Origin of the sequence: Methylobacterium sp. GXS13 (assembly GCF_001455965.1) — a bacterium.
Classification (GTDB): Bacteria; Pseudomonadota; Alphaproteobacteria; order Rhizobiales; family Beijerinckiaceae; genus Methylobacterium.
The window spans coordinates 329,512-354,336 of the sequence record NZ_LKKO01000001.1; the positions used below are offsets into that span (position 1 = coordinate 329,512).

The following is a 24,825-nucleotide window of genomic DNA, read 5'->3' on the forward strand; positions in this document are numbered from 1 at the left end:
CGGACGCTTAGGTCGCGCGCTGACGTCGCCGCGCATTCGTACCGTGCTCTGACCCGGACCAGGGAGCTTGGCCGACGCACCACCTTCAGGCCGGAGCCGGTACCGATTCCATCCGTTTCCGCGACACCGCCCGCGGCGTCGGCGGAGAGGCGAGACGTCGGTTGGCTTACCCCGACTGTACCGGAGCCTGTTTACAGAGACCAAGGTTAAAGCTGCGTCGAGGCGTTGAGATCCGAGGTGGTCTTGCGGACCCCTTCCAGGGCCCATCAGGACATCCTGCCTGAGCACAAAACCGCGCCGTGGCCGCGACGGACCGTGTTGCGATCAGCTGAGAAGTCCGAGACCGATCCCGCTGGCGTGGCAATCCGGTTACCCGCGATTGGGGCGAGGCCGCCGAGCCGATCTATGTCCGGGATCGTCAGGGCGAAGCTCGGGATACGGCCCGGGTCAGAACAGACGGTGCCAACCGCGTCACGGACCGACGTCACCGGCAGGGTGTGATCCGGTCGTAGCGCGGCTCGGCCGCCTCGTTTCCGCAGTGCCGATCACTCCGCGTGATGGATCGCCAAGACGACCTGGGCCTGGCTGTAAGGCTTCGGTACGAACTGACCGTGGTCTGGCACTTCCCGGTCGGCGAACCGATGCCGGCCGGACGTCAACACGAGACGAATATCGGGCCAGGTCCGGTGGACACGCTCTGACAGGGTCATGCCGCACATCGATCCTGGCATGTCGACATCCGTGAACAACACGCCAATGTCAGACCGATCATGCAGGATGAACCACGCTTCGTCCGCATGGCGCGCTTCGATCACCGCGAAACCCGCATCCTCCAGTAACTCGACGGCGTTCATCCGAACGAGATCATCGTCCTCGACGACGAGAATGATGGACGATTCCGGGGCGCGCTTCAGCGACATGGCCGATCAACCGGCAAATCCGGAATCGGTTGCGCATCGGGATGGTGATTGCAAAACTGTCGCGTCAGTCTCCCGTCGCCGACAACGGAGCCCCGAACGAGGGAGCAAACCGGCCGACACGGGGCTCTGGATCCCGGCGGCAGAATCCCGCTTCTCGACCTTTGGCTTGTTCAGAACGCTCATGGCTGACGATCCCGCACTGACCGGTGACGAGTGGACGCTCGCCAGTTTTACCGGGGCGATACACCGGGGCGGGGTCGGTTTGTGGGCCTGGTCCCCGGAACGACGCCTGGCACAGCTTGACAGTTTGTGCCGGGCCTTTTGGGGGACGACTGAGCCTCTGGTGGGCATCGACACACTGTTCACCAAGGTCAATGCCGAGGATCGCCATGGGATGATGCTGGACTGGACGGCAAGCGCGACCGAGCCGCAGCCTTACAGCTTCGACTTTCGCATCGGCGAGGGGGCCGAAGCACGCTGGATCTCCGCCCGCGGTGTCGGCGGCGATGCCGGCCGGGTGGGCGATTGGGTTCAGGCCATCTTCCTCGATATCACCGACCGCAAGCGCGCGGAGGAGGCCGAGCACTTGCTCACCGCCGAACTCGCGCACCGCGTCTCGAACATGTTTACGGTCGCCCGCGCCCTCACCGCCATCGTCGCTCGCGAGGCCAAATCGACCCCGCATTTCGCAGAGGACCTATCCCGGCGGTTCGGTGTCTTGCACGAGGCGACCACCTTGGCGACCCGTTCGCACAAGCTCGACCAAGGCAACGTCAGGCTGCGGGATCTCGCCGAGCGCATCCTGGCCCCCTACCAGCATGATGCCAACATCACAGTCGACGTCGAGGATGCTGCCGTGACCAGCTCCGACCGGATCAACGACTACGCGATGATCTTCCACGAACTCGCGACGAACTCAGCGAAGTATGGAGCGCTCTCGGCCGGGGGCAGGCTCACGCTGACCGGGCGCATCGACGGCGATGCCGTGAAACTGACGTGGGAGGAAGGGGCCGCACCATCCGGAGCGGCGAAGGCTGAAGGCACAGGGTTCGGCTCGCGTCTTCTCAAACAGACCATCGAGCGCAGCCTGAGGGGAAGCTTCCAGCGCATCATCGACGATGGCGGACTGCACTTCGCGATGGTCGTTCCGGTCAAATGAGGCTTTGGGCGACGTCGCGATGGCCTAACCTGGAGGTTATGGGCCGGTCGATACACGGGGATGGCCGTGAAGATTGATGCCGTTGCCCGACCGCGCGAGGGCACCCACAGTTTGCTTCGGCGAGCAGGGGACTGACCCCGGCAATCAGCGCCGCCGTCACCCGCGGCGGCGCCTAGGCTCGACAAGATCGCGCCCGCTGCGCCGGAAGGTATGCTCTTGGGCTTTCCTGTGGATCCACGCGCCGTCTCGGTCGGACAGCGATCGCGTTGCTTATAAGTCTGCCTACTTGCTGAGTTTCTTCATCCGGACGCCGCCGAACTGGCGGCGGAGCTGATGCGGGCCGACGAGCGGTTTTACCACGCTCATAAGATTGAATCGGTAGGCCAGTTCAGAGGCAGCGCAACGCACGTTATCGACGTTCGTGCCGCTTGCAGGCCGCTAATTTGATCGTGTTGATTGGCGCTGACTGCCGTCAGATCATCGACCTAACGACAGTCATCGGCGGTGTGCTGAAGAGGAGCGTATGCCCGAAGCACTGTCTGGAGTGCCTCGGACATACGCCGTTCCTCTTATGAGCAGCCGGTGGTGGACCCGCAGGTGTCGCACTTCAGGCAGGTACCGTTGCGGACCAGCGTGAAGTTCGCGCATTCCGGGCAGGCCTCGCCGACATAGCCTTTCATCTTCGCCTCGGCGCGGCGGTCGGCGACGGTCCGCTCCACCTTGGTGAAGGGAAGGGTGTCGGCGATCGTCTCGGACAGGCCGGCGACCGCCGGCTCGGCCTTCAGCGCCGAGGTGCCGTGGATCGCGTGGACCGTGCCGCCGGCCGGAGCCGTCTGGCCGGTGCCGGCGGCACCGACGCCGACCGTGCCGCCCGCCGGGCCGCCCTGGATCAGGGTGAGCCGGTCGGCCGAGCCGCGCAGCAGGCCGCGCGACACGATCGAGGAGGCCGGCGCGGGCTTGGGGCCCTCGCGGGTGGTGTCGGCCGCCTCGCCGCCGCCGATCACCGTGCCGCCGATCTCGGCGGGGCTGACATGGGCAAGGTCGGCGCGGCCGAGATACGAGACCGCCAGCTCCCGGAAGACGTAGTCCAGGAGGGAGGTCGCGTTCTTGATCGCGTCGTTGCCCTGCACGAAACCGGCCGGCTCGAACCGGGTGAATGTGAAGGCCTCGACATACTCTTCGAGGGGCACGCCGTACTGGAGGCCCAGCGAGATCGCGATGGCGAAGTTGTTCATCAGGCTCCGGAAGGTCGCGCCTTCCTTGTGCATGTCGATGAAGATCTCGCCGAGGCGGCCGTCGTCGTACTCGCCGGTGCGCAGGTAGACCTTGTGGCCGCCCACCACCGCCTTCTGCGTGTAGCCCTTGCGGCGGGCCGGCAGCTTCTCGCGGGAGCGGATGTGCTCGACCCGCTCGATCACCCGCTCGACGATCTTCTCGGCGATCTGGGCGGCCTTGGCCGCCGCAGGCGCCTGGATCAGGGCCTCCAGGGCGTCGTCGGCATCCTCGTCCTCGTCGGCGATCAGGGCGGCGTTGAGCGGCTGCGACAGCTTCGAGCCGTCGCGGTAGAGGGCGTTCGCTTTGAGCGCCAGGGTCCAGGACAGGCGGTAGGCCGCCTTGCAATCCTCGACGGTGGCGTCGTTGGGCATGTTGATCGTCTTGGAGATCGCCCCCGAGATGAACGGCTGGGCCGCCGCCATCATGCGGATGTGGCTCTCCACCGACAGGTAGCGCTTGCCGATGCGGCCGCACGGGTTGGCGCAATCGAACACCGGGTAGTGCTCGGGCTTGAGGCCCGGTGCGCCCTCCAGCGTCATCGCCCCGCAGATATGGGTGTTGGCGACCTCGATGTCCTTCTTCGAAAAGCCGAGGAACGGCAGCAGCTCGAAGGTCGGGTCCGAGAGCTTTTCCGCCGGGACCTTGAGGGTCTGGATCAGAAAGTCGTCGCCTAGCGTCCACCGGTTGAACACGAACTTGATGTCAAAGGCCGACTTCAGGCCCTTCTCCACCGCGGCGATCTTGTCGTCGGTGAAGCCCTTGCCGCGCAGGGTCGTGGGGTTGATCGCCGGCGCCTGGCCCATGGAGCCGTGGCCGACCGCGTAGGCTTCGATCTCGGCGATCTCGGATTCGCGGTAGCCCAGCGCCCGCAGCGCGTCCGGCGCCGCCTGGTTGATGATCTTGAAGTAGCCGCCGCCGGCGAGCTTCTTGAATTTCACAAGGGCGAAGTCGGGCTCGATGCCGGTGGTGTCGCAATCCATCACGAGGCCGATCGTGCCGGTGGGCGCGATGACGGTCGTCTGGGCGTTGCGGTAGCCGTGGGTCTCGCCGAGCTGGAGCGCCCGGTCCCAGGCCGCGCGGGCATGAGCGCCGAGATTGTCCTGCGGGATGTTGGCGTGGTCCAGCGGCACCGGGGCGATGCTCAGGAACTCGTAGCCCTCGGCCTCGCCGAGGGCGGCGCGCCGGTGATTGCGGATCACCTTCAGCATCGCATCGGCGTTGTCGTCGTAGGCCGGGAACGGGCCGAGCTCGGCCGCCATCTCGGCCGAGGTGGCGTAGGCGACGCCGGTCATGATCGCGGTGAGGGCACCGGCCAGCGCCCGGCCCTCATGCGAGTCGTAGGGCAGGCCCATCGTCATCAGCAGGCCGCCGATATTGGCGTAGCCGAGGCCGAGCGTCCGGTAGCGGTAGGACAGCTCCGCGATCTCCTTGGACGGGAACTGCGCCATCATCACGGAGATCTCGAGCACCACCGTCCAGAGGCGGTTCAGATGCTCGAACGCCTCGACGTCGAAATGCTTGGTCTGCCGGTCGTACATCGTCAGCAGGTTGGCCGAGGCCAGGTTGCAGGCGGTGTCGTCCAGGAACATGTACTCGGAGCACGGGTTCGAGGCCCGGATCCGGCCGCCCGACGGGCAGGTGTGCCAGTCGTTCATCGTGGTGTTGAAGTGCAGGCCCGGGTCCGCCGAGGCCCAGGCGGCCTCGCCGATCTTCTCCCACAGGTCCCGCGCCTTCAGGGTCTTGGCAGTCTTGCCGGTTGTGCGCTGGGTGAGGTGCCAATCGGCATCGGCGTCGACCGCCCGCAGGAAGTCGTCCGTGAGCGAGACCGAGTTGTTGGAGTTCTGCCCGGCGACCGTGAGGTAGGCCTCGGAATCCCAGTCGGTGTCGTAGACGGGGAAGTCGATCTTGGTGAAGCCCTGGCGGGCGAACTGGACGACGCGCTTGATGTAGGCATCCGGCACGGAGGCCTTGCGGGCGGCCTTGATCTCGCGCTTCAGGGCCGGGTTACGCTCCGCATCGAAGCAGGCATCGCCCTCGGCCTCGCACTGGGTGCAGGCCTTCATGACCAGGCCGAGATGCTTGGACACGACCTTGGAGCCGGTCACCAGGGCGGCGACCTTCTGCTCCTCCTTCACCTTCCAGTCGATGAACGCCTCGATATCCGGGTGATCGATATCGACGATCACCATCTTGGCGGCGCGGCGGGTGGTGCCGCCGGATTTGATCGCCCCGGCCGCCCGGTCGCCGATCTTGAGGAAGCTCATCAGGCCCGACGACTTGCCGCCGCCGCCGAGCTTCTCGTTCTCGCCGCGCAGCGCGGAGAAATTCGAGCCGGTGCCGGAGCCGTACTTGAACAGGCGCGCCTCGCGGACCCACAGGTCCATGATGCCGCCGTCGTTGACGAGGTCGTCCTGCACGCCCTGGATGAAGCAGGCATGCGGCTGGGGATGCTCGTAGCTGGAGGCCGAGCGGGTCAATTCACCGGTGCGGTAATCGCAGTAGAAATGGCCCTGGCTCGGGCCGTCGATGCCGTAGGCCCAGTGCAGGCCGGTATTGAACCATTGCGGCGAGTTCGGCGCCACCATCTGCTTGGCGAGCATGTAGCGCAGCTCGTCGAAGAACGCGGAGGCGTCCTCCTCGGAGGAGAAGTAGCGGCCCTTCCAGCCCCAGTAGGTCCAGCAGCCGGCCAGGCGATCGAACACCTGCGTGGCCGAGGATTCCGAGCCGATGCGCTCCTCCTCCGGCAGCTCGGCCAGGGCGGCCTCGTCGGCCACCGCGCGCCACAGGAAGGAGGGGACGTCGTTCTCCTCCACCTTCTTCAAGCGAGCCGGCACGCCGGCCTTGCGGAAGTACTTCTGGGCCAGCACGTCGCTGGCGACCTGGCTCCAGCTCTCCGGCACGTCGATGCCGTCCAGGCGGAACACCACGGACCCGTCGGGATTGCGGATCTCGCTTAGGGCCTTGCGGAACGGAATGCCCGTGTAGGGCGACTGTCCGGCCGTGGTGTAGCGACGCTCGAACCGCATGAAACACACCTCTCCCGTCGGGACACGAATGTCCCGGCCCCGCTGGACGCAGGGTCGATACCCATTAAGGGGGTCGCGTTCACCCGCCCCCGGAAACCAGGCGCGTGGCGAGTCAGCGAAGATGATTCTAGGGCCGGTCGAACCTGCCGAAACGCACCACAGGGGCGGCGCGACCGATGCAGAGACATTACCGCCGTGATCGCTCTCACGTCAACAAGTGGTGTGCGGGCACCCGGTTCCCCGCTAGATGTTGTGCCGGCTCGCATAAAGCTGTGGATATCCGGGGCACCCCGGATAAGTGCCCTTCCCGCATTCGGGATTCGGATCGGAAAAATTTTCGATCCACACCCTAAAGTAGAGGCACTTTAGCGCAGCTTGTGAGTAGCCGACTGATGTCCGGGGCCGGCGTTGCCGCGCAGCGACAGTTGGGCCGAACCGCTGGACTCGGGGGCGCGCGCTCACCATAACGGCCCCACGATGCGCCTGCGCGGCGCGGCTTGAAACCGGGACCGGCGATGGCGCTGAAGGACACTTTGCTGCGCGTCTTCACGTGGTGGAACGGCCAGACCGTCTCGCTGGCGCTCCAGACCGCGCGCACCGGCATCTTCGTCGGCGAGGACGATTTCGGAAACAAGTATTACAAGGCCGAAGGCGCGCTGATCGACCGCTCGGTCGGCTCCGAGCGGCGCTGGGTGGTCTATAACGGCTACGCCGATGCCTCGAAGGTGCCGCCGGGCTGGCGCGGCTGGCTGTGCCACAACGTCGATCTCGCCCCCAGCGAGGAAGACTACAAGCCCCGCGCCTGGCAGCAGCCCCACGTCGAGAATCAGACCGGGACGCCCAACGCCTACCGGCCGCAGGGTTCGCAGCTCTCCTGGGGCTCCAGGGCTGCCGCGACCGGCGATTACGTCTCCTGGACGCCCGGCGACTAGGCTTGCGGCTCCGGCGCCCTTTTGCCGCCACCGTTCCGGTGTTCACCTCAAAGTCATCCGATCCGACCGCCGCGCCCGTGACGGCGCGACCGGCCTCTTTCTAGAGCCTCGCCCCGGACTCGGGCCGGAGCCCTGGAGTCCTTGTTTCGCATCGTCGTCGTCCGAAGGCCGGCCGCCACCGTTCGGGACGATGCCTTAGGGGTCCGAGCCTTGAGCCGCACCAAAGCCCTCGCACGCCCCGCTCTCGCCGTCAGTCTGGCGCTGGCCCTCAGTGCCGGACCGGCCGCGGCCGACAAGATCAAGAACCCGACTGCGGTCTTTTCCGGCCTCGACAAGATCACCGGCCGCATCGTGTCCTTTGAGGTCGCGGTGGACGAGACCGTGCAGTTCGGCTCCCTGCAGATGACCCCGCGGGTCTGCTACACCCGGCCGCCGACCGAGAGCGCCAAGACCACGGCCTTCCTCGAGGTCGACGAGGTCACGCTCGACAACAAGTATCGCCGCATCTTCACCGGGTGGATGTTCGCGTCGAGCCCGGGCCTGCACGCGATCGAGCACCCGATCTACGATGTCTGGCTGGTCGACTGCAAAGGCGGCAGCGATGTGATTGCCGAGGCGAAGGAGCAGGAGGACGTGCCGGCGGTGGCCGCCAAGCCGGAGCGGACGAAGCGCGCCGGCCGGGATTCGACGAAGACCGCTCAGCAGCTCAACGCCGCCGGCCAGGTCGATGTCGAAGCACCGCGCGGTGTGCCGGTCCAGCCGCGCCAGAAGCCCTCGCGCAAGTTCTTCCCGTCGAACGAGGGCCCGGCGCCGGCCCCCCCAGCCCCGCCGCAGCCGCAGAACCTGTTCGACGCGCTCTTCCGCTAGGTCTCGCCGACGCCCAGAGCGGACAGTACCTGCGCGCCCGGCACGGAACCGTCGCAGGGCCAGACGTTCCAATCCGCGACCTGGTCGAGGGCCGCCGCCAGCCGCCGCTTGTAGATGTGCCGGGGCAGTTCCTCGGCACCGAACTGCGTGAGGTGGTCGGTCACGAACTGGGTGTCGGCGAGCCGGTAGCCGCCGGCGCGCAGGCGGGCCATCAGGTGGACGAGGGCGACCTTCGAGGCGTCGCGCACCTCGTGGAACATGCTCTCGCCGAAGAACGCCGCGCCCAGCGAGACGCCGTAGAGACCGCCGACGAGGCGCGGCTCTTCCCCCGCATAGACCTCGACGGTGTGGACGTGGCCGATGTCGAACAGGGCGCCGTAGAGCTCGCGGATGCGGCCGTTGATCCAGGTCTTCTCGCTGTCCCGGCGCGGGGCGGCGCAACCGCTGATCACCCCGTGGAAATCGGTGTCGCACCGGACCTCGAACTGGTCGGACCGCACCGTCCGGGCCAGGCGGCGGGACACCCGGAAGCCGTCGAGGGGCAGCACGCCGCGGGCCCGCGGCTCCACCCAGTACAGGGTCGAGTCGCTCGCATCCTCCGCCATCGGGAAGATGCCCGCCGCATAGGCCTTCAGCAGGATCTCGGGGGTGATGTCCACGCGGGTCGCATCGTGCATGGGGCGAGTGTCGCGCGGGGCCGGTCCAAATGCCAGAGCCGGCATCGGCTGCGATCGCCGCAAGGGCGACGACAATCCCCCGTCGGGATCAGACCTTCATGCCGCCGGCGTCGAGGAAATGCTCGAGCCAGTGGATGTCGTAGAGGCCGTTCTGGACGTCCGGGTTGCGGACCAGGGTGCGGAACAGCGGCAGGGTGGTGTCGATGCCGTCGATCACGAACTCGTCCAGCGCCCGGCGCAGGCGCATCAGGCACTCGTTGCGGGTGCGTCCGTGCACGATCAGCTTGCCGATCAGCGAGTCGTAATGCGGCGGGATGCGGTAGCCCTGGAAGGCCGCCGAATCGACCCGGACGCCGAGGCCGCCGGGGGTGTGGTAATGGGTGATCTGGCCGGGGGAGGGCCGGAAGGTCTCGGGGTGCTCGGCGTTGATCCGGCACTCGATGGCGTGGCCCTCGACCTTGATGTCGGATTGGCACACCGAGAGCGGGCCGCCCGAGGCGACCTGGATCTGCTCGATGACCAGGTCGATCCCGGTGATCATCTCGGTCACGGGATGCTCGACCTGGATCCGGGTGTTCATCTCGATGAAGTAGAACTTCCCGTCCTCGTACAGGAACTCCACGGTTCCGGCGCCGAGATAGCCCAGCTCCTTCATGGCGTTGGCGCAGATGCCGCCGATCTCGGCGCGCATCGACTCGTTGAGCGCGGGCGAGCCGCCTTCCTCCCAGACCTTCTGGTGGCGGCGCTGCAGCGAGCAATCGCGCTCGGCGAGATGCACCGCGCCGCCGCGGCCGTCACCCAGCACCTGCACCTCGATGTGCCGCGGCTTCTCCAGGTACTTCTCCAGATAGACCGCATCGTCGCCGAAGGCGGCCTTGGCCTCGGAGCGGGCCATGCCGAGCGCCTGCTCCAGCTCGGCCTCGGTGCGGGCGACCTTCATGCCGCGCCCGCCGCCGCCGGCCGACGCCTTCACCAGGACGGGATAGCCGATCCCGGCCGCCACGCGCTTGGCCTCGTCGGCATCCTCGATTCCGCCCTCGGAGCCCGGCACGCAGGGGATGCCGAGTTTCACGGCCGTGCGCTTGGCCTCGATCTTGTCGCCCATGGTGCGGATATGCTGCGCCTTGGGGCCGATGAAGCCGATCTGGTGATGGGCCAGCACCTCGGCGAAGCGGGCGTTCTCCGACAGGAAGCCGTAGCCCGGATGCACCGCGTCCGCCCCGGTGATCTCGCAGGCCGCGATGATCGACGGGATGTTCAGGTAGCTGTCCCGGGCGGCGGGCGGCCCGATGCAGACGCTCTCGTCGGCCAGCCGGACATGCATGGCGTCGGCGTCGGCGGTGGAATGGACCGCCACGGTGGCGATCCCGAGTTCCTTTGCCGCCCGCAGGATGCGCAGGGCGATCTCGCCGCGGTTCGCGATCAGGATCTTGTCGAACATCGAACCCTTAGAGCGTCCAGGCGATCCGACGGGACCGCGCAGGATGATCTATCCTCTTGTTGCGCGACGTTTTCCAGGCCCGAAGCGGCAGCCGGTTCGGCGGAAGACGCCCAGAGCCCCCCTGCGCCGAAGCGATCACCGCCGCGTGGCGGGATGCGGAGCAGGGCGTGGAGCGGACGTGCAGCTTCAGACGCCGCTCACGCGATGACGAGCAGCGCCTCGCCGAACTCGACCGGCTGGCCGTCCTCGACGAAGATCGCCGTGACCGTGCCGGCGCGGGGCGCGACGATCTCGTTGAAGGTCTTCATCGCCTCGATGAGGAGCAGCTTGTCGCCGGCCTCGACTTTCGAGCCGATATCGATGAAGGCCTTAGCCTCCGGGGAGGGGCGCAGATAGGCGGTCCCGACCATCGGGGACGGCACCGAACCGGGATGCGCGCGGGCCGGCTCGGCCGGGACGAGGGCGCCGGTCGGCGGAGCAACGGGGGGCGCCGCCACGGCGACCGGCGCAGGCGCCGCGACCTGGACGTTCACGGGCTCGAGCCGCCGCACGACGCGGATGCGCAGGTCGCCCTTCTCGACCTCGATCTCGGACAAGCCGGTCTCGGTGACGAGGTTGGCGAGTTCGCGGACGAGCTCGGAGTCGATGGGTTCGTTCTTAGGCATCCGGCCTTCTTCGTATCGCGCCGCCGCGGTCGGTTCATCCGGCATACGCACTGGCACTCGATCACAGCCTTGCGGCTGGCGGCTCTTAGACGAAGGCGGCCCGGCGCGACAAGGCCGCGCAGTCCGCCATCCGCCGGTGGGAAGCTACGGCGGCGCGCCTCAGCAGGAGGCGTGGCCGCACTGGCGCACATCCGCGATGGTCTTGCGGATCGGATCGACGCCGACGGCGCCCGGAATCACCTCGTCGCCGATGATGAAGGCCGGGGTGCCGGAGAGGCCGAGCCGGTCGCCCAGCCCGCGATTCTCACTGAGCGCGGCCTTCACCTCGGGGGAGGCCATGTCCTTCTGCAGCTTGGTCGTGTCGGCGCCGAGGTCCTTGGCGACCTGGATCGCCCGGGCGCCGTTCACCCGGCCCTTGGTCTCGAGCAGCTTCTGGTGAAACTCGAACAGCTTGTCACCCTTGAGCTGCTGACGCACCGCGATGGCGACCTGGCTCGCCTCGAGCGATTCCGGACCGAGCACCGGGAAGTCCTTGATCACCACCCGCAACTTCGGGTCGGTCTTGATCAGGGTCTGCACATCAACCAGCGCCTTGCGGCAATAGCCGCAATTGTAGTCGAAGAACTCGACCAGCGTGACGTCGCCCGCCGGGTTGCCGGCGACCACGTCATGCGGGCCGTTCACGAGGGCCTCGCGGGCCTCCTTGAGGGCCGCCGTCTGGGCAAGGCGCTGCGTCTCCGCCTGCTGCTTCTCGGCCTCGGCCAGCGCCTCCTGCAACACCTCCGGGTGCTTGATCAGGTAATCCTTGACGATCGCCTCGATGCCGGCGCGCTGCGCGTCCGTGAACGGGGCGGCCGCCGGAGCGGCGGATGGGGTGGCGTCCTGCGCCGAAGCCGGGACGGCGGCGAGGACGAGGCCCAGGGCCAGCGCGGGCAGGGAGCGGTTGAAGAGCATGGATCCTCGCTTGCGCGGCAAGCCGGCCCGCGCGTGGCGCGAGCGATAGGCCGTGGGTTAGGCGTTTTCGCGGCGCCGGGTCAAATCACGTGAGCGGCACGCGAATCTTGCCCGCCGAACGCAACCCGGTCCGATATGCCCAAGCTGTTCCGCGCCTTCTGGCTGCGTCCACATCTACTCTGCGCGATCGTGGTGGCGATCGTCGCCGCACTGCTGGTGCCCGGCCTCGATGCTGGCATGCGGCTGCTCACCGGCTGGTGCGCCGGCGTGATCGTCCATGCGGTCCTGGTTGTGCGGCGGGCCACCGGTCAGAGCCGGGACGCGATGCGCCGCGAGGCCGCCCGGCTCGACGACAGCGCGGGGGTGATCACGGTTTTCGCCCTGCTGGCGGCGGCGGCCAGCCTCGGCTCGGTGGCGGTGCTGGTGGTCGGCGGTCGCATCGCCGGGACGGGCGAGCGCCTCGGGCTGGCGCTCGCGGGCATGAGCCTGCTCTGCACCTGGGTGTTCGTGCAGATGATCTTCACGGTGCACTACGCCCACGTCTACTACGGCACCGAGGATGCGGCAGGCGGCGAGCGCGGCGGGCTGGACTTCCACGGCGAGACCGAGCCGGATTTCTGGGATTTCCTGTACTTCACCGTGACCATCGGGGCGGCGGCGGCCACCTCCGACACCAATCTGACCAGCAAGCGGATGCGCAGGATCGCGACCGTGCAGACCGTCGGCGCCTATGTGTTCAACACCGGCATCCTGGCACTCGTGGTCAACATGGCCGCGGGCCTCGCGCCGCACTGACGCCGGTTGAGGCCGGGGCCGCCAGGGTCTAACCCCGGCGCTCCGCATGACCCGCTCGCGCGCACCCTTCAGGACCGCATGATTCCGATCTCCCGCCGGGCCGCCGCCGTCCAGCCGTTCCTTGCCATGGACGTCATGGCCGCCGCCGCCGCCAAGGCCCGGCGCGGCGACGACGTGGTGCGCATGGAGGTCGGCCAGCCTTCGGCACCGGCCCCGCGGGCAGTGATCGCGGCGGCGCAGGCGGCGCTCGCCACCGGTCGCGTGCCCTATACCGAAGCGCTCGGCCTGCCGGCCCTGCGGGAGCGGATCGCCCGGGATTACGCCGAGCGCCACGGCGTGGCGGTGAGTCCGGAGCGGGTGGTGATCACCACCGGATCCTCGGCTGGATTCGTGCTGGCCTTCATGAGCCTGTTCGATGCCGGCGCGCGGGTGGCGGTACCGCAGCCCGGCTACCCGGCCTATCGCAGCATCCTGGCGTCCCTCGACCTCGTGCCGGCCCCGATGGTGTTGCGCGAAGCGGACCGCTTCGCCCCGACCGCCGCCCTGCTGCGCGAGACCCATGCCCGCGCCCCGGTGGCCGGCGCCCTGGTGATGAGCCCGGCCACCCCCTCCGGCACGGTGATCACGGAAGACGCCTTGCGCGACCTCTGCGCGGCGACCCATGAACTCGGCCTGCCGCTGATCTCGGACGAGATCTATCACGGCCTCAGCTACGGCCTGCCGACCGTCACCGCCCTGCGGTTCGATCCCGACGCGGTGGTGATCAACTCGTTCTCGAAATATCACTGCATGACCGGCTGGCGCGTCGGCTGGATGGTCGTGCCCGAGGCCCTGGTCCGCCCGATCGAGCGGCTGGCGCAGAACCTCTACATCTCGGCGCCCTACCTCTCGCAGGTCGGCGCGCTGGCGGCCCTCGACGCCGCGGAAGAACTCGACGCGGTGCGCGATGGCTACGCCCGCAACCGGGCGATCCTGCTCGACGCGCTCCCGGGCCTCGGCCTCGGGCGCGTGCATCCGGCCGACGGGGCCTTCTATCTCTACGCGGACGTGGCGAACCTCACCAACGACGCCACGAGCTTCTGCCGGCGCATGCTGGACGAGGCCAACGTCGCCGCGACCCCGGGGCTCGATTTCGACCCGGATCTCGGCCACCACCACGTCCGGTTCTCATTCGCCGGCTCCGAGGCCGAGTGCCGCGAGGCGGTGGCGCGGCTGCGGCGCTGGCTGCGCTAACCCCTTACGCCACGTCCACCGGCACCAGGGCGCGGACGGCCTCGGCGAGCTGCGAAAAATGCCCGATCACCCGGTCGGGCCCCAGCTCGGTCACCGGCACGTCGGTGTAGCCGAAGGTCACCGCCACCACCGGAATGCCGGCGGCCTTCGCGGTGTCGATGTCGGTGCGGGAATCGCCGACCATTACGGCCCGGGCCGGGTCGCCCCCGGCGCGCGCGATCGTACCGGTGAGATGGCTCGGATCGGGCTTGTAGGCCGGGAAGGTGTCGCGCCCGCAGATCGCCGCGAAGCGGTGGCCGATGCCGAGCAGGCGCAACAGCTCCACCGACTGGCCCTCGAACTTGTTGGTGCAGACCGCCAGGCGGAAACCCGCCGCCTCCAGCGTATCGAGCGCCTCGACAACGCCGGGATAGAGATGCGACGTGTCGGCGAGGTGCTCGCCGTAATGGGCGATGAAGGCCTCGAACAGCCGCTCGTGATCCTCCGGCGCGAGCGCGCCGACCACCGCCTGGAAGCCCCGCCGGATCAGCGCCTTGGCGCCGGCGCCGATCAGGCCGCGGGCCTGGGACAGGGGCAGCTCGGGGAGACCCTCGCGCTTCATCAGCACGTTGAGGGTGCCGATCAGGTCGCCCGCGGTTTCGGCCAGCGTCCCGTCCAGGTCGAACACGGCGATCGGCGGGCGGGTCGTCGATTCGGGCGGCATCCGGTCGGGCTCCTGTTGGCGTACGGCCTCGCTAAAGGGGGGCGGCGTCGGCGGCAAGGCGGCGCGGTGCCCCACACTCGCCCGAAAGCCCAGCGAAAGGCGGAGCGCGTCAGCTCCCGGATCCCGCGATGAAACCGTCTCTCCCCCTTCTCGCCCTCTGCCTCGCGCTGGCCAGCGCGCCGGTCGCCGCGGCCTCGTTCGAGTTCGTGCCCGCGCCGCAGACCGACCTAAACCGCATGTACCGGGTCGACAAGGTGACCGGCGAGGTGACCTCCTGCCAGTACGGGCTCCAGGAATCGGCCGGCGGCATCGGCCAGACCGTCTGCTTCGGCCCCGGGGAGGGCGCCGGTGCGCAGACGCCGTCGGAATACGGTTTGGTCGCGAGCCGCCACACCCGCGAAGCCGGCGTGTTCCGGGTCAATTACCGGACCGGCGAGATGAGCATCTGCTTCGTCTTGGTGAAGAAGGAGCAGGTGGTCTGCACCCAGCAGGCAAAGCCCGGCGCCGAGGCGGCTTCCGACGCGCCCCTGACCGGACCGGCGCCCGGACGCGCCGGCGCCAGCGCCACGCCCGCACAGGGTGGCCGCTTTTGAAGCCAGGCGCACTGGGGAGGCGTTCCGGTCCGCCCTGCGGCGTGCTAGGGGCGGCCCGACTGCTTCAGGAAGGCCGGCTGCCCCGCATGCGCGACATCTCGATCCACCCCATCGCCCGGGCAGCCGGGCTTTGAGCGGGCCGGACCTGCGCCGGGCGGCGGCCACGCGCGCCCTCGACCTGATCGAGCCCGGGATGCGGCTCGGCCTCGGCACCGGCTCCACCGCGGCGGCCTTCGTGGGCCTGCTCGGCGAACGGGTCCGCGACGGCCTCGACATCGTCGGTGTGCCGACCTCCGAGGCGACGCGCCTTCAGGCCGAGGGTCTCGGCATCCGCCTCGCGACCCTGGACGACTTGCCCGAGCTCGATCTGACCATCGACGGCGCCGACGAGGTCGACGACCAGCTGCGCCTGATCAAGGGCGGCGGCGCCGCGCTCCTGCGGGAGAAGATCGTCGCCTGCGCCAGCTGCCGGATGGTCGTGATCGCCGCCGCGGCCAAGCACGTCGCCCGGCTCGGCGCCTTCCCGCTGCCGATCGAGGTGAATCGGTTCGGCCTCACCGCCACGCACCGCGCGGTGGAGGCGGCCGTCGCCCGGGTGGGCTGCACCGGCCCGGTCCGGCTGCGGCTCGATCCGGCCGGCAAGCCGATCGTCACCGATGGCGGCCACCACATCCTCGACGCCCATCTCGGCGCCATCCCCGATCCCGACGCCCTCGGCGCCGCCCTCTGGACCGTGCCGGGCGTGGTCGAGCACGGCCTGTTCCTCGGCATCGCAGACGCCGCGATCCTGGCGGCGGACCGGGGCGGGCAGGCCGAGGTCACCGTTCTCGGCAGCTTGGTCTGAAGCGCCATACTCCTCGCAGGAACGTTCAGCATGTCCCGACGCCTCACCGCCGCGCTCGGCCTCGCCCTCGCCGCGGTCATGATTCTCCCCCACGCCGTGTCGGCCCAGACGAACAAGCCGGCCCCGGCCAAGCCGGCCTCCGCGAAGCCGGCGGCGCAGCCGAACGCCCCGGCCGCCGCGGCGCCGACCTATACGGCGAGCCACCTGGCACTGGCTCGCGAGGTGATGCTCAGCTCCGGCATCGCCCGCTCGTTCGATTCGGTGCTGCCGGCCTTCGCCGATCAGATCCGCAAGCAGACGGTGACCCGGCCCGAGCTGACCAAGGATCTCGACGAGGTTCTGGTGTCGCTCCAGCCCGAGATGGAGCTGCAGAAGCAGCGCATGATCGACATCGCCGCCCGCACCTACGCAGCGAAGTTCCCGGAGCCGGAGCTGAAGGAGATCGCGACCTTCTTCCGCTCGCCCGCCGGCAAGCACTACGTCGAGGCCCAGCCGCAGCTCCTCGACGAGATGGTGCAGGAGATGCAGGACTGGACGCAGGAAGTGTCCGAATACGTCATGGTCCGGGTGCGCGCCGAGATGGGCAAGCGCGGCCATCAGCTGCAATGAGGGGGCTTTCGGCGGATCGACCGTCGCGCCTCTGATCTCGGCCCGCGCATTCCTACCTTCGCCCTCATCCTGAGGCGCCGGAGCGAAGCGGAGGCCTCGAAGGAGCCCTTTCGAGAATCGCAAAGCTTTCTGGAAAGCTTCTTCGAGGCTCGCTGTGCTCGCACCTCGGCCCATCCAGGCCGGGACCTGCCCCCTCTCCCGTGCGGACTTGCGGATTCACAGATTGGCTTTTAGGCTTTCTTCCTCGACAAGCCTCTGAAACACAACGCGTTTCCCCTCCCCCTTGCGGGGAGGGGGCAGGGGTGGGGGTGGTGCCGGATCACGCGTAACGGTGCCGTCTGAACCACCCCCACCTCCAACTCCTCCCCGCAAGGGGGAGGAGAGAGCGTCCTGCCTTTCACCATGCGATGTGTAGCCGTCTCCGCCGCATGATGGGGATGCTTTGGACATCCGATGCCGTTGAACCCCATGCCGGCGACCGCGCACGGTCAGACACGTTCCGCGCGGACGATCAACCGCCTCTACGCGGCAGGTGCCATCCTGCTCGCCATCCTGCCGCTGGCGATGGTGCTCGCCAACCGGTCGAGCCCGGCTTTCATCGGCCTCGCGGCGCTCGCCTTCCTGGCTGGGCGCTTCTTCGAGGATCGCCATACCCTCGCACCGCGCGTTCTCGCCCCCCTCGGAACACCGCTCGGCCTCGCGGCGCTCGCGTTCCTGGCCTGGTGCCTCGTCTCCTTCGCCTGGACGCCGTTCCCCAGCGCATCGCTGCGGGTGCTCGGTGAGTTCCTGCCCACCCTGATCGCCGCCTACCTGCTGACCTGTCTCGCTCCCGGGCGGATCCCGGCCTTCGCGCCCCGCCTCGCAGCAGGGGCGATCGTGCTGGCAGGCTCGATCATCGCGGTCGACCTCGCCTCCGACCTCGCCCTGGAGCGGGCGCTCGGGCACCGGATGGCCGCCTTCGTTCACAACCGACCGGCCCTGACGCTCGATCTCGTGGCCGGCCCCGTAGCCCTCGTGCTGTGGCGGATCCGGGCCCGGGGTCTCGCTTTCGCCACCCTGGCCTTCGCGGCGCTCGGCGTGCTGCGCTCGATCAGCGGCGCCGCCCAGCTCGGCCTCCTGGCCGGGGCCGGGCTGTTCGGCTTGGCCCGGCTGCTACCGGTGCGAGCCGGGATCGGTCTGGCGGGCCTCGGCCTCGGTCTCGCCGTGGCGCTCGCCCCGGTGGAGGGGGACCTGCTCGCGAAGGTCATGCCCGAAGCCGCGCATGAGCGCCTGGTCCAGTCGTCGTCCCGGGCGCGGGTCGCCATCGCCCGCAGCTTCGGCGCCGTGGTTGCGGCCGAGCCGTGGCGCGGGGCCGGGTTCGGCACCAGCGCGCGCTTCGCCGAGACCCCGGTGGCCGGGACGGTCGCGCCGGAGATGCGGGTCCTCCTCGGGGTCGGCCACCCGCATAACAGCTTCCTGCAGGCCTGGGCCGAGCTGGGATTGCCCGGCGCGCTCCTCGGCGCGCTCGTCCTGATGCTGATGCTCGGGCGCCTCGCCGGTCTGCGGCAGCCGGATCGTGCCGCGGCACTCGGCCTCGTCGCCTGCGCGGCCGCCATCGCGTTCGTCGAGCACAATGGCTGGGCGGCGTGGTGGACGGCCGGCCTCGGCGCTGCCATCACCTGGATGCGCGAGGCGGCGACGCTTCGCACCGAGACGAGATCCGAGATGGACGATCCCGCATGAGCGCCTACGACGTCGACCTCTTCGTCATCGGCGGCGGTTCGGGGGGCGTGCGCGCCGCCCGGATCGCGTCCGGCTACGGCGCTAGGGTCATGCTGGCCGAGGAATACCGGGTCGGCGGCACCTGCGTGATCCGCGGCTGCGTGCCGAAGAAGCTGATGGTCTATGCCGGCCGCTTCGCCGACGAGTTCGAGGACGCCGCAGGCTTCGGCTGGACGATCGAGCGTCCGCGCTTCGACTGGAGCGTGCTCAAGCAGCGGCGCGACGCCGAGGTGACGCGCCTCGAAGGCATCTACGACACCAACCTGATCCGCGCCGGCGTCGAGATCGTACCTGAGCGCGCCGTGATCGCGGATCCGCACACGATCCGCCTGCTCGGCTCGAACCGGACCGTGCGGGCTGAGCGGATCCTGATCGCGGTGGGCGCGCACCCGGTCAAGGAACCCGCGGTGCCGGGAATCGAGCTGGCGATCACCTCCAACGAGGTGTTCGAGCTTGAGAGCCTGCCCGAACGTATCCTGGTGATCGGCGGCGGCTACATCGCGGTGGAGTTCGCGGGCGTCTTCGCGGCGCTTGGCAGCCGTACGACCCTGCTCCACCGGGGCGACCGGCTGCTGCGCGGCTTCGACGACGAGGTCCGCGACGCCCTCGCCGAGGCCTATGGCCGGCGCATGGAACTGCGGCTCAGCCGCACTCTGACGCGGATCGAGAAGCGCGACAACGGCCTGTGCGCCCGCCTCGACGACGGTTCGGAGATCGTCTGCGATCAGGTGCTGGTGGCCACCGGCCGGCGCCCCAACGTCGCCGGGCTCGGCCTCGACACGGTCGGGATCGAGACCGACGCCGTCGGGGCGATCCCGGTTGATGCCTATTCACAGACTCCGGTCCCGTCGATCTACGCGGTGGGCGACGTCACCAACCGGGCCAACCTGACCCCGGTGGCGATCCGCGAGGGCCACGCGTTCGCCGACACGGTCTATGGCGGCAAGCCGTCCTGCGTCGATCACCGGCTGATCCCGACCGCCGTCTTCTCGACCCCCGAGATCGGCATCGTCGGTCACACCGAGGCCGCCGCCCGGGAGATCTACGGCAAGATCGACGTCTACAAGTCGCGGTTCCGGCCGATGAAGGCGACGCTCTCCGGGCGCGAGGAGCGGATCCTCATGAAAGTGCTGGTCGATTGCGCCACCGATCGCGTGGTCGGCGTCCACATCTTCGGGCACGATGCCGGGGAGGTGATCCAGGCGGTGGGCATCGCCGTCACCATGGGTGCCACCAAGGCGGATTTCGACCGCACCATCGCGGTCCATCCGACGGCCGCCGAGGAGCTCGTGACCATGCGGGTGCCGGAGGTGACCAAGCATCCCGTAGGGGTCGGTTAAGTTCAGCAGGTCGCGGGGTCTCGACGCGGTGCGCGGCCGAGCCATATCAGGGTCATGGGTAAGCAGGGCGCAGGGAAGAACGAACGCGAGGACGACGCACACGCGCGTCGCCAGGCGATCATCGACGGCCTGCTGGCCGACGCCTTGCGGCCGGCTTTCACCTACCGGGCCCCGAGCCACGACGCGCTGCCCGCCGATATCCGCCGGGCGATCGACCGGCTGCTGGCCAAGGCCGAGACCCAGCGCAGCCGCTGCCTGACCTACGACGACCTCGAAGAAGCGCTTCCGCCCCGCGACGTCTCCGCGGAGGATCTGGAGGCGATCTTCTGGATCCTGGCCGAGCACGGGATCGAGGTCGAGGACGGCGAAGCCTGAGGCCGAAGCGGGCGCGCATCGGCGATCGGCCGATGACGGGACACGCTGCGGCGCGGGAATCCTGCCCTGACTCTGCTTCAGGCTCCTGCCTGCCCTCAGGAATCCGGCACTCGCAAGGGCCCGGGAACCTCTCTATAAGCCGCGCTTCGCGCGTCATGCGCGATCGCACGACGAACGTGCGCGGAGAGAGGTCATGGCCGAGCGTTGGACACCGAAGAACTGGCGGAACCTGCCGATCCAGCAGGTCCCGGCCTATCCGGATTCGGCGGCGCTGCAGGCGGTCGAGACTCAGATCGCGAGTTTTCCGCCCCTAGTCTTTGCCGGTGAGGCCCGCAAGCTGAAGACTGCGCTCGGACGCGTCGCGGCGGGCGAAGCCTTCCTGCTCCAGGGCGGCGATTGCGCCGAGAGCTTCGACGAGCATTCGGCCGACAACATCCGCGATTTCTTCCGGGTGTTCCTGCAGATGGCGATGGTGCTGACCTTCGCGGGCGGTTCGCCCGTGGTGAAGGTCGGGCGCATCGCCGGGCAGTTCGCCAAGCCACGCTCCTCGCCCACCGAGACCCTCGACGGGGTCAGCCTGCCGAGCTACCGCGGCGACATCGTCAACGGCATCGGCTTCTCCGAGGAGGCCCGCATTCCGGACCCGCGCCGGCAGCTCGAGGCCTACCGGCAATCGGCCGCGACCCTGAATTTGCTGCGCGCCTTCGCTACCGGCGGCTACGCCAACCTGGAGAACGCGCATCGCTGGATGCTGGGCTTCGTGAAGGATTCGCCGCAATCCTCGCGCTACCAGGATGTCGCCGGCCGTATGACCGACGCGCTCGACTTCATGCGGGCGATCGGCATCAACCCGGAGACGCATCCGGAGGTGCGGACCACCGATTTCTACACCAGCCACGAGGCCCTGCTGCTCGGCTACGAGGAGGCGCTGACCCGCGTCGACTCGACCACCGGCGATTGGTACGCAACCTCCGGGCACATGCTGTGGATCGGCGACCGCACCCGGCAGCCAGACCATGCCCACGTGGAATATGCCCGCGGGATCAAGAACCCGATCGGCCTGAAATGCGGCCCGTCCATGCAGGCGGACGGCCTGATCCGGCTGATCGACCTGCTCAACCCGGAGAACGAGCCCGGCCGGCTCAGCCTGATCTGCCGGTTCGGCGCCGACAAGGTCGGCGAGCACCTGCCGGGCCTGATCCGGGCCGTCGAGCGGGAAGGGCGGTCCGTGGTCTGGATCTGCGACCCGATGCACGGCAACACCGTTGCGGCCGGCCGCTACAAGACCCGGCCGTTCGACCGGGTGATGCAGGAGATCGAGGGCTTCTTCGGGGTCCACCGGGCCGAGGGCACGATCGCGGGCGGCATCCATCTCGAGATGACCGGCAAGGACGTGACCGAATGCACCGGCGGCGCCCGGGCGCTCACCGCCGACGACCTGCAGGACCGCTACCACACCTACTGCGACCCGCGCCTCAACGCGGAGCAGGCGCTGGAAGTGGCGTTCCGCACCGCCGAGCTGGTCAAAGCCGAGCGCAGCCACGTCGAGCGCCCGCGCCTCGACGCGGCGGAGTAGGGGACGCCGTTCGGTCTGTGCCGGCTGCGATGCTGAGGCATCGCGGCCGGATGAGGAGCCAGGTTAACCCCAAGCGCGTCTCCCTCCCCCGCAAAGGGGGGAGGGAGAGCCGCGGTGTCTCCCATGTCTCCTGCCGACCCAAATGTTTAAATCCGCCATCCTGAACGCGGGAGGGCCCCTCACGCGACCGCTTCGGCAGCGCCGTTCCAGCGGTTGATCACCTCGGCCACTTGCGAGACCGGGACCGGGCGGCTGATCAGGTAGCCCTGGACCTCGTCGCAGCCCTCGGCGCGCAAATGCGCGAGCTGCGCCTCAGTCTCCACACCCTCGGCGGTGGTGGTCATGCCGAGGCTGGAGCCCAGCCCGATCACCGCCCGGACGATGAAGTCGGTCCCGTCCTTCACGCACAGGTCGCGGACGAAGGACTGGTCGATCTTGATCTTGTCGAACGGGAAGCTGCGCAGGTAGCTCAGCGACGAGTAGCCGGTGCCGAAATCGTCCATCGAGACCCGCACGCCCAGCGCCTTCAGGCTGTGCAGGATCGCCGTGGTCGCCCCGGGATTGGCCACCAGCACCGATTCGGTGATCTCCAGCTCCAGGCGGCGGCCGGGCAGCCCGGTCCGGCGAAGGGCCTCGCGCACCGCGGTGACGAGGCTCGCCGAGGTGAATTGCACCGCCGAGACGTTGACCGCGACCTTGAGCCCGTCCGGCCAGTGGGCGGCCTCCTCGCAGGCCCGGCGCAGCACCCATTCGCCGAGGGGCACGATCAGACCGAGTTCCTCGGCGATCGGAATGAACTCGGCCGGCGAAATGAAGCCGCGGCCCGGGTGGTCCCAGCGCAGCAGCGCCTCGAAGCCGCAGATCCGGTCCGCGGCGAGGCTGTAGATCGGCTGGTAGTAGACCTCGAACGCCTCGCGGGCCAGCGCGTCGCGCAGGTCGCGCTCGAGGATCCGACGGGCCTGGAGGCGCGCATCCATCTCCGGCTCGAAGAAGCGGAACGAGCCGCGGGCCTCGGTCTTGCCGCGGTCGAGGGCGACCTCGGCGTTCTTCAGAAGCTTCTCGCAGCTCGCGCCGTCGCCCGGCGCGAGGGTGATGCCGATGGTCAGCCCGATGCTGATCTCGTGGCTGCTCAGGCTGTAGGGCGCGCTTAGCACCTCGATGATGCGGCGCGCGAGCACCGCGGCCTCCTCGGGCCGGTCAGCGCCACGCTGGACGACGATGAACTCGTCGGCGCCGAGTCGGGCGACGCAGTCGATCTCGCGCACGCAGGCCGTGAGCCGATCGCCGACTGCCGCCAGCAATTCGTCGCCGACCCCGTAACCCAGTGTCTCGTTGATCGGCCGGAAATCGTCGAGGTCGATCGCGAAGACGGCAAAGCCCGAATCGCGCCCGGCCTGCGCCACCGCCAAATCGATCTGCTGGCCGAGGGCCTCCCGGTTCAACAGGCCCGTGACGGTGTCGTGATGCGCCAGGAAGGCGATGCGTGCCTCGGCATGGCGACGCTCGGTGACGTCCTCGTAGGTCGCCACGAAGCCGCCGTCGGCCGTCGCGCGACGGTCGATCGAGACGGTGCGGCCGTTGCTCAGCTCCTGGAACTGCGTGTGCCAAGCGCCCCCGCGATGCGCCTCGCGCTCCTGGTGGAGGAGGGCGGCGAGATCGCAGCCCGGATGGTTGCCGGCCGCGAGGCTTGCCCGCAGCACGTCCTGCGCCGACATGCCGGGCGCTATCGCGCCGGCGGGCAGGGCGTAGATCTCGCTGTAGCGGCGGTTCACCACCATCAGCCGGTGCTGGGAATCGTAGAGGCACAGGCCCTGGGACATGTTGTCCAGCGCCGCGTCGAGCCGCAGATTCGTCTCGGTCAGCCGGTCCTCCTGCTCCTTGAGCAGGCTGATATCGCTGCACACGGCGACGAAGCCGCCTTGCTGGGTGGCGCTGCGGCTCACCCGCAACCAACGCCCATCCGCCAGCCGGATCTCGCCGTCGCGGGCGAGGGCCCGGAAGCACTCGTCGAGGGTATCGGAGCCCGATCCTGCGGCGGGGCGCGCCAGGGACACGCCGGCCGCGATCGCGGCTTCGAGCCCGTGGAAGAAGCACAGCGCCTGTGCGTTGGCCAGCGCGATGCCGCCTTCGGCATCGACCACGATGACGCCCTCGCGGGAAGTCTGGAGGGCATCGGTCACCAGAGCCTCGGCGACCCGGCGCTGGCTGACCTCGCGCTGCATCATCGCCTGGATGTTGTCGCGCATCGCCGCCATCGAGCGGAGCAGGCTGCCGAGCTCGTCGCGGCCGCCGGCCGGGATCCTGTCGTCGAGGCGACCGCTGGCGATCCGTTCTGCCGCCGCGGAGGCATCGGCCAGGGGGCCGGTGATGCGGCGGTTGAGCAGCCATGCGATCAGCGCGCAGGCGAACACCGCCAGCCCGGCGACGATGGCGTTGACGTGCATCTCCCGGGCGACCAGCATCCGGGCGGCCTGCCGGAAGGTGAAGCCGTCGCCGGCGGTGTAATTGACCAGGAGGTCGATCTGGCTGTCGACGGCGCTGGCCTGCTGGTCCAGCGCATCCCAACGCTCCGGTCGCGCCGTGGCCGGATCGAGGCTGCGGCGCATCTCCTCCCAAGTGGCCACCGCGGCCTGAACGGCGCCGGCCGTGCGGACCGACCGGTCGGACTGTGAGCGCTCCACGGCAATGGTCAGGTCTTCGGACAGGGTCGTCGAGAGGTCGGCGATCTCCGCATCGAGCTTGGCCGCCTCGGCGGCGTTGCGGACATGCGTGCGGCGGGCGAAGGCGCTGCGCATCTTGGCGAAATCCGCCGCGGTCGCCCGGGCGTAATTGATCGACATCAGCGACTCGTCATAGGTGCGGTTGACGAGCACCCCGACATGCGAAATCGCCACGACGGCGTAGAGCCCGAGCGCGCCGGACAGCAGGCTCATGCCGAGGAAGGCGACGAAGATCCGGCCGCGGATCGTCGTCGACAGGCCCGTTACGCTGCGCACGAGACGCGTCAGAACCCGGGGCGTCCGTTCGTCCGTCGCTCTCTCGGGGTCTCGCATCGCACCGGGCCGCCGTCTGACAGGTCC

Annotated in this window: 20 protein-coding genes; 12 read left to right on the top strand and 8 right to left on the bottom strand. The window is 69.0% G+C overall.

Features of this window, described 5'->3' with window-relative positions:
• Window positions 1-545: 545 nt before the first annotated feature.
• A complete protein-coding gene (locus AO398_RS01690) occupies window positions 546-920 on the bottom strand; it encodes a response regulator (protein WP_058190276.1) in 375 nt (124 codons plus the stop codon).
• Between the two features lie 181 nt (window positions 921-1,101).
• Between AO398_RS01690 and AO398_RS01695 the strand changes: the two genes are divergently transcribed.
• Window positions 1,102-2,079 carry a sensor histidine kinase gene (locus tag AO398_RS01695; RefSeq protein WP_058190277.1) on the top strand — a complete coding sequence of 326 codons (978 nt, stop codon included), beginning with the start codon at window positions 1,102-1,104 and terminating at the stop codon, window positions 2,077-2,079.
• Window positions 2,080-2,648: 569 nt separating this feature from the next.
• Here the strand turns inward: AO398_RS01695 and AO398_RS01700 are convergent.
• Window positions 2,649-6,380 (bottom strand): vitamin B12-dependent ribonucleotide reductase, encoded by a 3,732-nt coding sequence (locus tag AO398_RS01700; RefSeq protein WP_058190278.1) that lies wholly within the window; start codon window positions 6,378-6,380, stop codon window positions 2,649-2,651.
• Between the two features lie 515 nt (window positions 6,381-6,895).
• On the opposite strand from AO398_RS01700, the gene AO398_RS01705 reads away from it, so the two are divergent.
• The gene (locus tag AO398_RS01705; RefSeq protein WP_082643083.1) at window positions 6,896-7,312 is read left to right on the top strand and encodes an NADH:ubiquinone oxidoreductase subunit NDUFA12; all 417 of its coding nucleotides are present in this window, start codon (window positions 6,896-6,898) and stop codon (window positions 7,310-7,312) included.
• Between the two features lie 210 nt (window positions 7,313-7,522).
• Window positions 7,523-8,179 carry a DUF2155 domain-containing protein gene (locus AO398_RS01710; RefSeq protein ID WP_058190279.1) on the top strand — a complete coding sequence of 219 codons (657 nt, stop codon included), beginning with the start codon at window positions 7,523-7,525 and terminating at the stop codon, window positions 8,177-8,179.
• Here the strand turns inward: AO398_RS01710 and aat are convergent.
• From aat to AO398_RS01730, 4 genes are all read right to left on the bottom strand, one after another.
• Entirely contained in the window at window positions 8,176-8,856 is a 681-nt protein-coding gene (aat, locus tag AO398_RS01715; protein ID WP_058190280.1) for a leucyl/phenylalanyl-tRNA--protein transferase, read from the bottom strand. The two genes, AO398_RS01710 and aat, sit on opposite strands and share 4 nt — an antisense overlap.
• 88 nt (window positions 8,857-8,944) lie before the next feature.
• Window positions 8,945-10,297, bottom strand: coding sequence for an acetyl-CoA carboxylase biotin carboxylase subunit (gene accC, locus AO398_RS01720; protein ID WP_058190281.1), 1,353 nt, complete (start codon window positions 10,295-10,297; stop codon window positions 8,945-8,947).
• 197 nt (window positions 10,298-10,494) lie between these two features.
• Window positions 10,495-10,962 (bottom strand): acetyl-CoA carboxylase biotin carboxyl carrier protein, encoded by a 468-nt coding sequence (accB, locus tag AO398_RS01725; protein ID WP_058190580.1) that lies wholly within the window; start codon window positions 10,960-10,962, stop codon window positions 10,495-10,497.
• Window positions 10,963-11,121: 159 nt separating this feature from the next.
• Window positions 11,122-11,916 (bottom strand): DsbA family protein, encoded by a 795-nt coding sequence (locus AO398_RS01730; RefSeq protein WP_058190282.1) that lies wholly within the window; start codon window positions 11,914-11,916, stop codon window positions 11,122-11,124.
• A 135-nt stretch (window positions 11,917-12,051) separates the two neighbouring features.
• On the opposite strand from AO398_RS01730, the gene AO398_RS01735 reads away from it, so the two are divergent.
• Both AO398_RS01735 and AO398_RS01740 read left to right on the top strand, forming a co-directional pair.
• A complete protein-coding gene (locus AO398_RS01735; protein ID WP_058190283.1) occupies window positions 12,052-12,711 on the top strand; it encodes a DUF1345 domain-containing protein in 660 nt (219 codons plus the stop codon).
• Between the two features lie 78 nt (window positions 12,712-12,789).
• Window positions 12,790-13,944, top strand: a complete 1,155-nt coding sequence (locus tag AO398_RS01740) for an aminotransferase class I/II-fold pyridoxal phosphate-dependent enzyme (protein ID WP_058190284.1) — start codon at window positions 12,790-12,792, stop codon at window positions 13,942-13,944.
• A 4-nt stretch (window positions 13,945-13,948) separates the two neighbouring features.
• On the opposite strand, the gene AO398_RS01745 is transcribed toward AO398_RS01740, so the two are convergent.
• The gene (locus AO398_RS01745) at window positions 13,949-14,647 is read right to left on the bottom strand and encodes an HAD family hydrolase (RefSeq protein WP_058190285.1); all 699 of its coding nucleotides are present in this window, start codon (window positions 14,645-14,647) and stop codon (window positions 13,949-13,951) included.
• 128 nt (window positions 14,648-14,775) lie between these two features.
• Between AO398_RS01745 and AO398_RS01750 the strand changes: the two genes are divergently transcribed.
• The 7 genes from AO398_RS01750 (at window position 14,776) to AO398_RS01780 (ending at window position 21,745) form a co-directional block, all read left to right on the top strand.
• Window positions 14,776-15,240: a hypothetical protein gene (locus AO398_RS01750; RefSeq protein WP_058190286.1), complete on the top strand. Its 465-nt coding sequence runs from the start codon at window positions 14,776-14,778 to the stop codon at window positions 15,238-15,240.
• Window positions 15,241-15,370: 130 nt separating this feature from the next.
• Window positions 15,371-16,084 (top strand): ribose-5-phosphate isomerase RpiA, encoded by a 714-nt coding sequence (rpiA, locus tag AO398_RS01755; protein ID WP_058190287.1) that lies wholly within the window; start codon window positions 15,371-15,373, stop codon window positions 16,082-16,084.
• 30 nt (window positions 16,085-16,114) lie between these two features.
• Window positions 16,115-16,693: a DUF2059 domain-containing protein gene (locus AO398_RS01760; protein ID WP_058190288.1), complete on the top strand. Its 579-nt coding sequence runs from the start codon at window positions 16,115-16,117 to the stop codon at window positions 16,691-16,693.
• 468 nt (window positions 16,694-17,161) lie between these two features.
• Window positions 17,162-18,415 carry an O-antigen ligase family protein gene (locus tag AO398_RS01765; protein ID WP_244498648.1) on the top strand — a complete coding sequence of 418 codons (1,254 nt, stop codon included), beginning with the start codon at window positions 17,162-17,164 and terminating at the stop codon, window positions 18,413-18,415.
• The gene (gene gor, locus AO398_RS01770; protein ID WP_058190289.1) at window positions 18,412-19,794 is read left to right on the top strand and encodes a glutathione-disulfide reductase; all 1,383 of its coding nucleotides are present in this window, start codon (window positions 18,412-18,414) and stop codon (window positions 19,792-19,794) included. The genes AO398_RS01765 and gor overlap by 4 nt, the downstream gene beginning before the upstream one ends.
• Window positions 19,795-19,848: 54 nt before the next feature.
• Window positions 19,849-20,169, top strand: a complete 321-nt coding sequence (locus AO398_RS01775) for an RNA polymerase sigma factor region1.1 domain-containing protein (RefSeq protein WP_058190290.1) — start codon at window positions 19,849-19,851, stop codon at window positions 20,167-20,169.
• A gap of 193 nt (window positions 20,170-20,362) precedes the next feature.
• Entirely contained in the window at window positions 20,363-21,745 is a 1,383-nt protein-coding gene (locus tag AO398_RS01780; protein ID WP_058190291.1) for a 3-deoxy-7-phosphoheptulonate synthase class II, read from the top strand.
• A gap of 179 nt (window positions 21,746-21,924) precedes the next feature.
• On the opposite strand, the gene AO398_RS01785 is transcribed toward AO398_RS01780, so the two are convergent.
• Window positions 21,925-24,798 (bottom strand): EAL domain-containing protein, encoded by a 2,874-nt coding sequence (locus tag AO398_RS01785; RefSeq protein ID WP_058190292.1) that lies wholly within the window; start codon window positions 24,796-24,798, stop codon window positions 21,925-21,927.
• Between the last annotated feature and the right edge of the window lie 27 nt (window positions 24,799-24,825).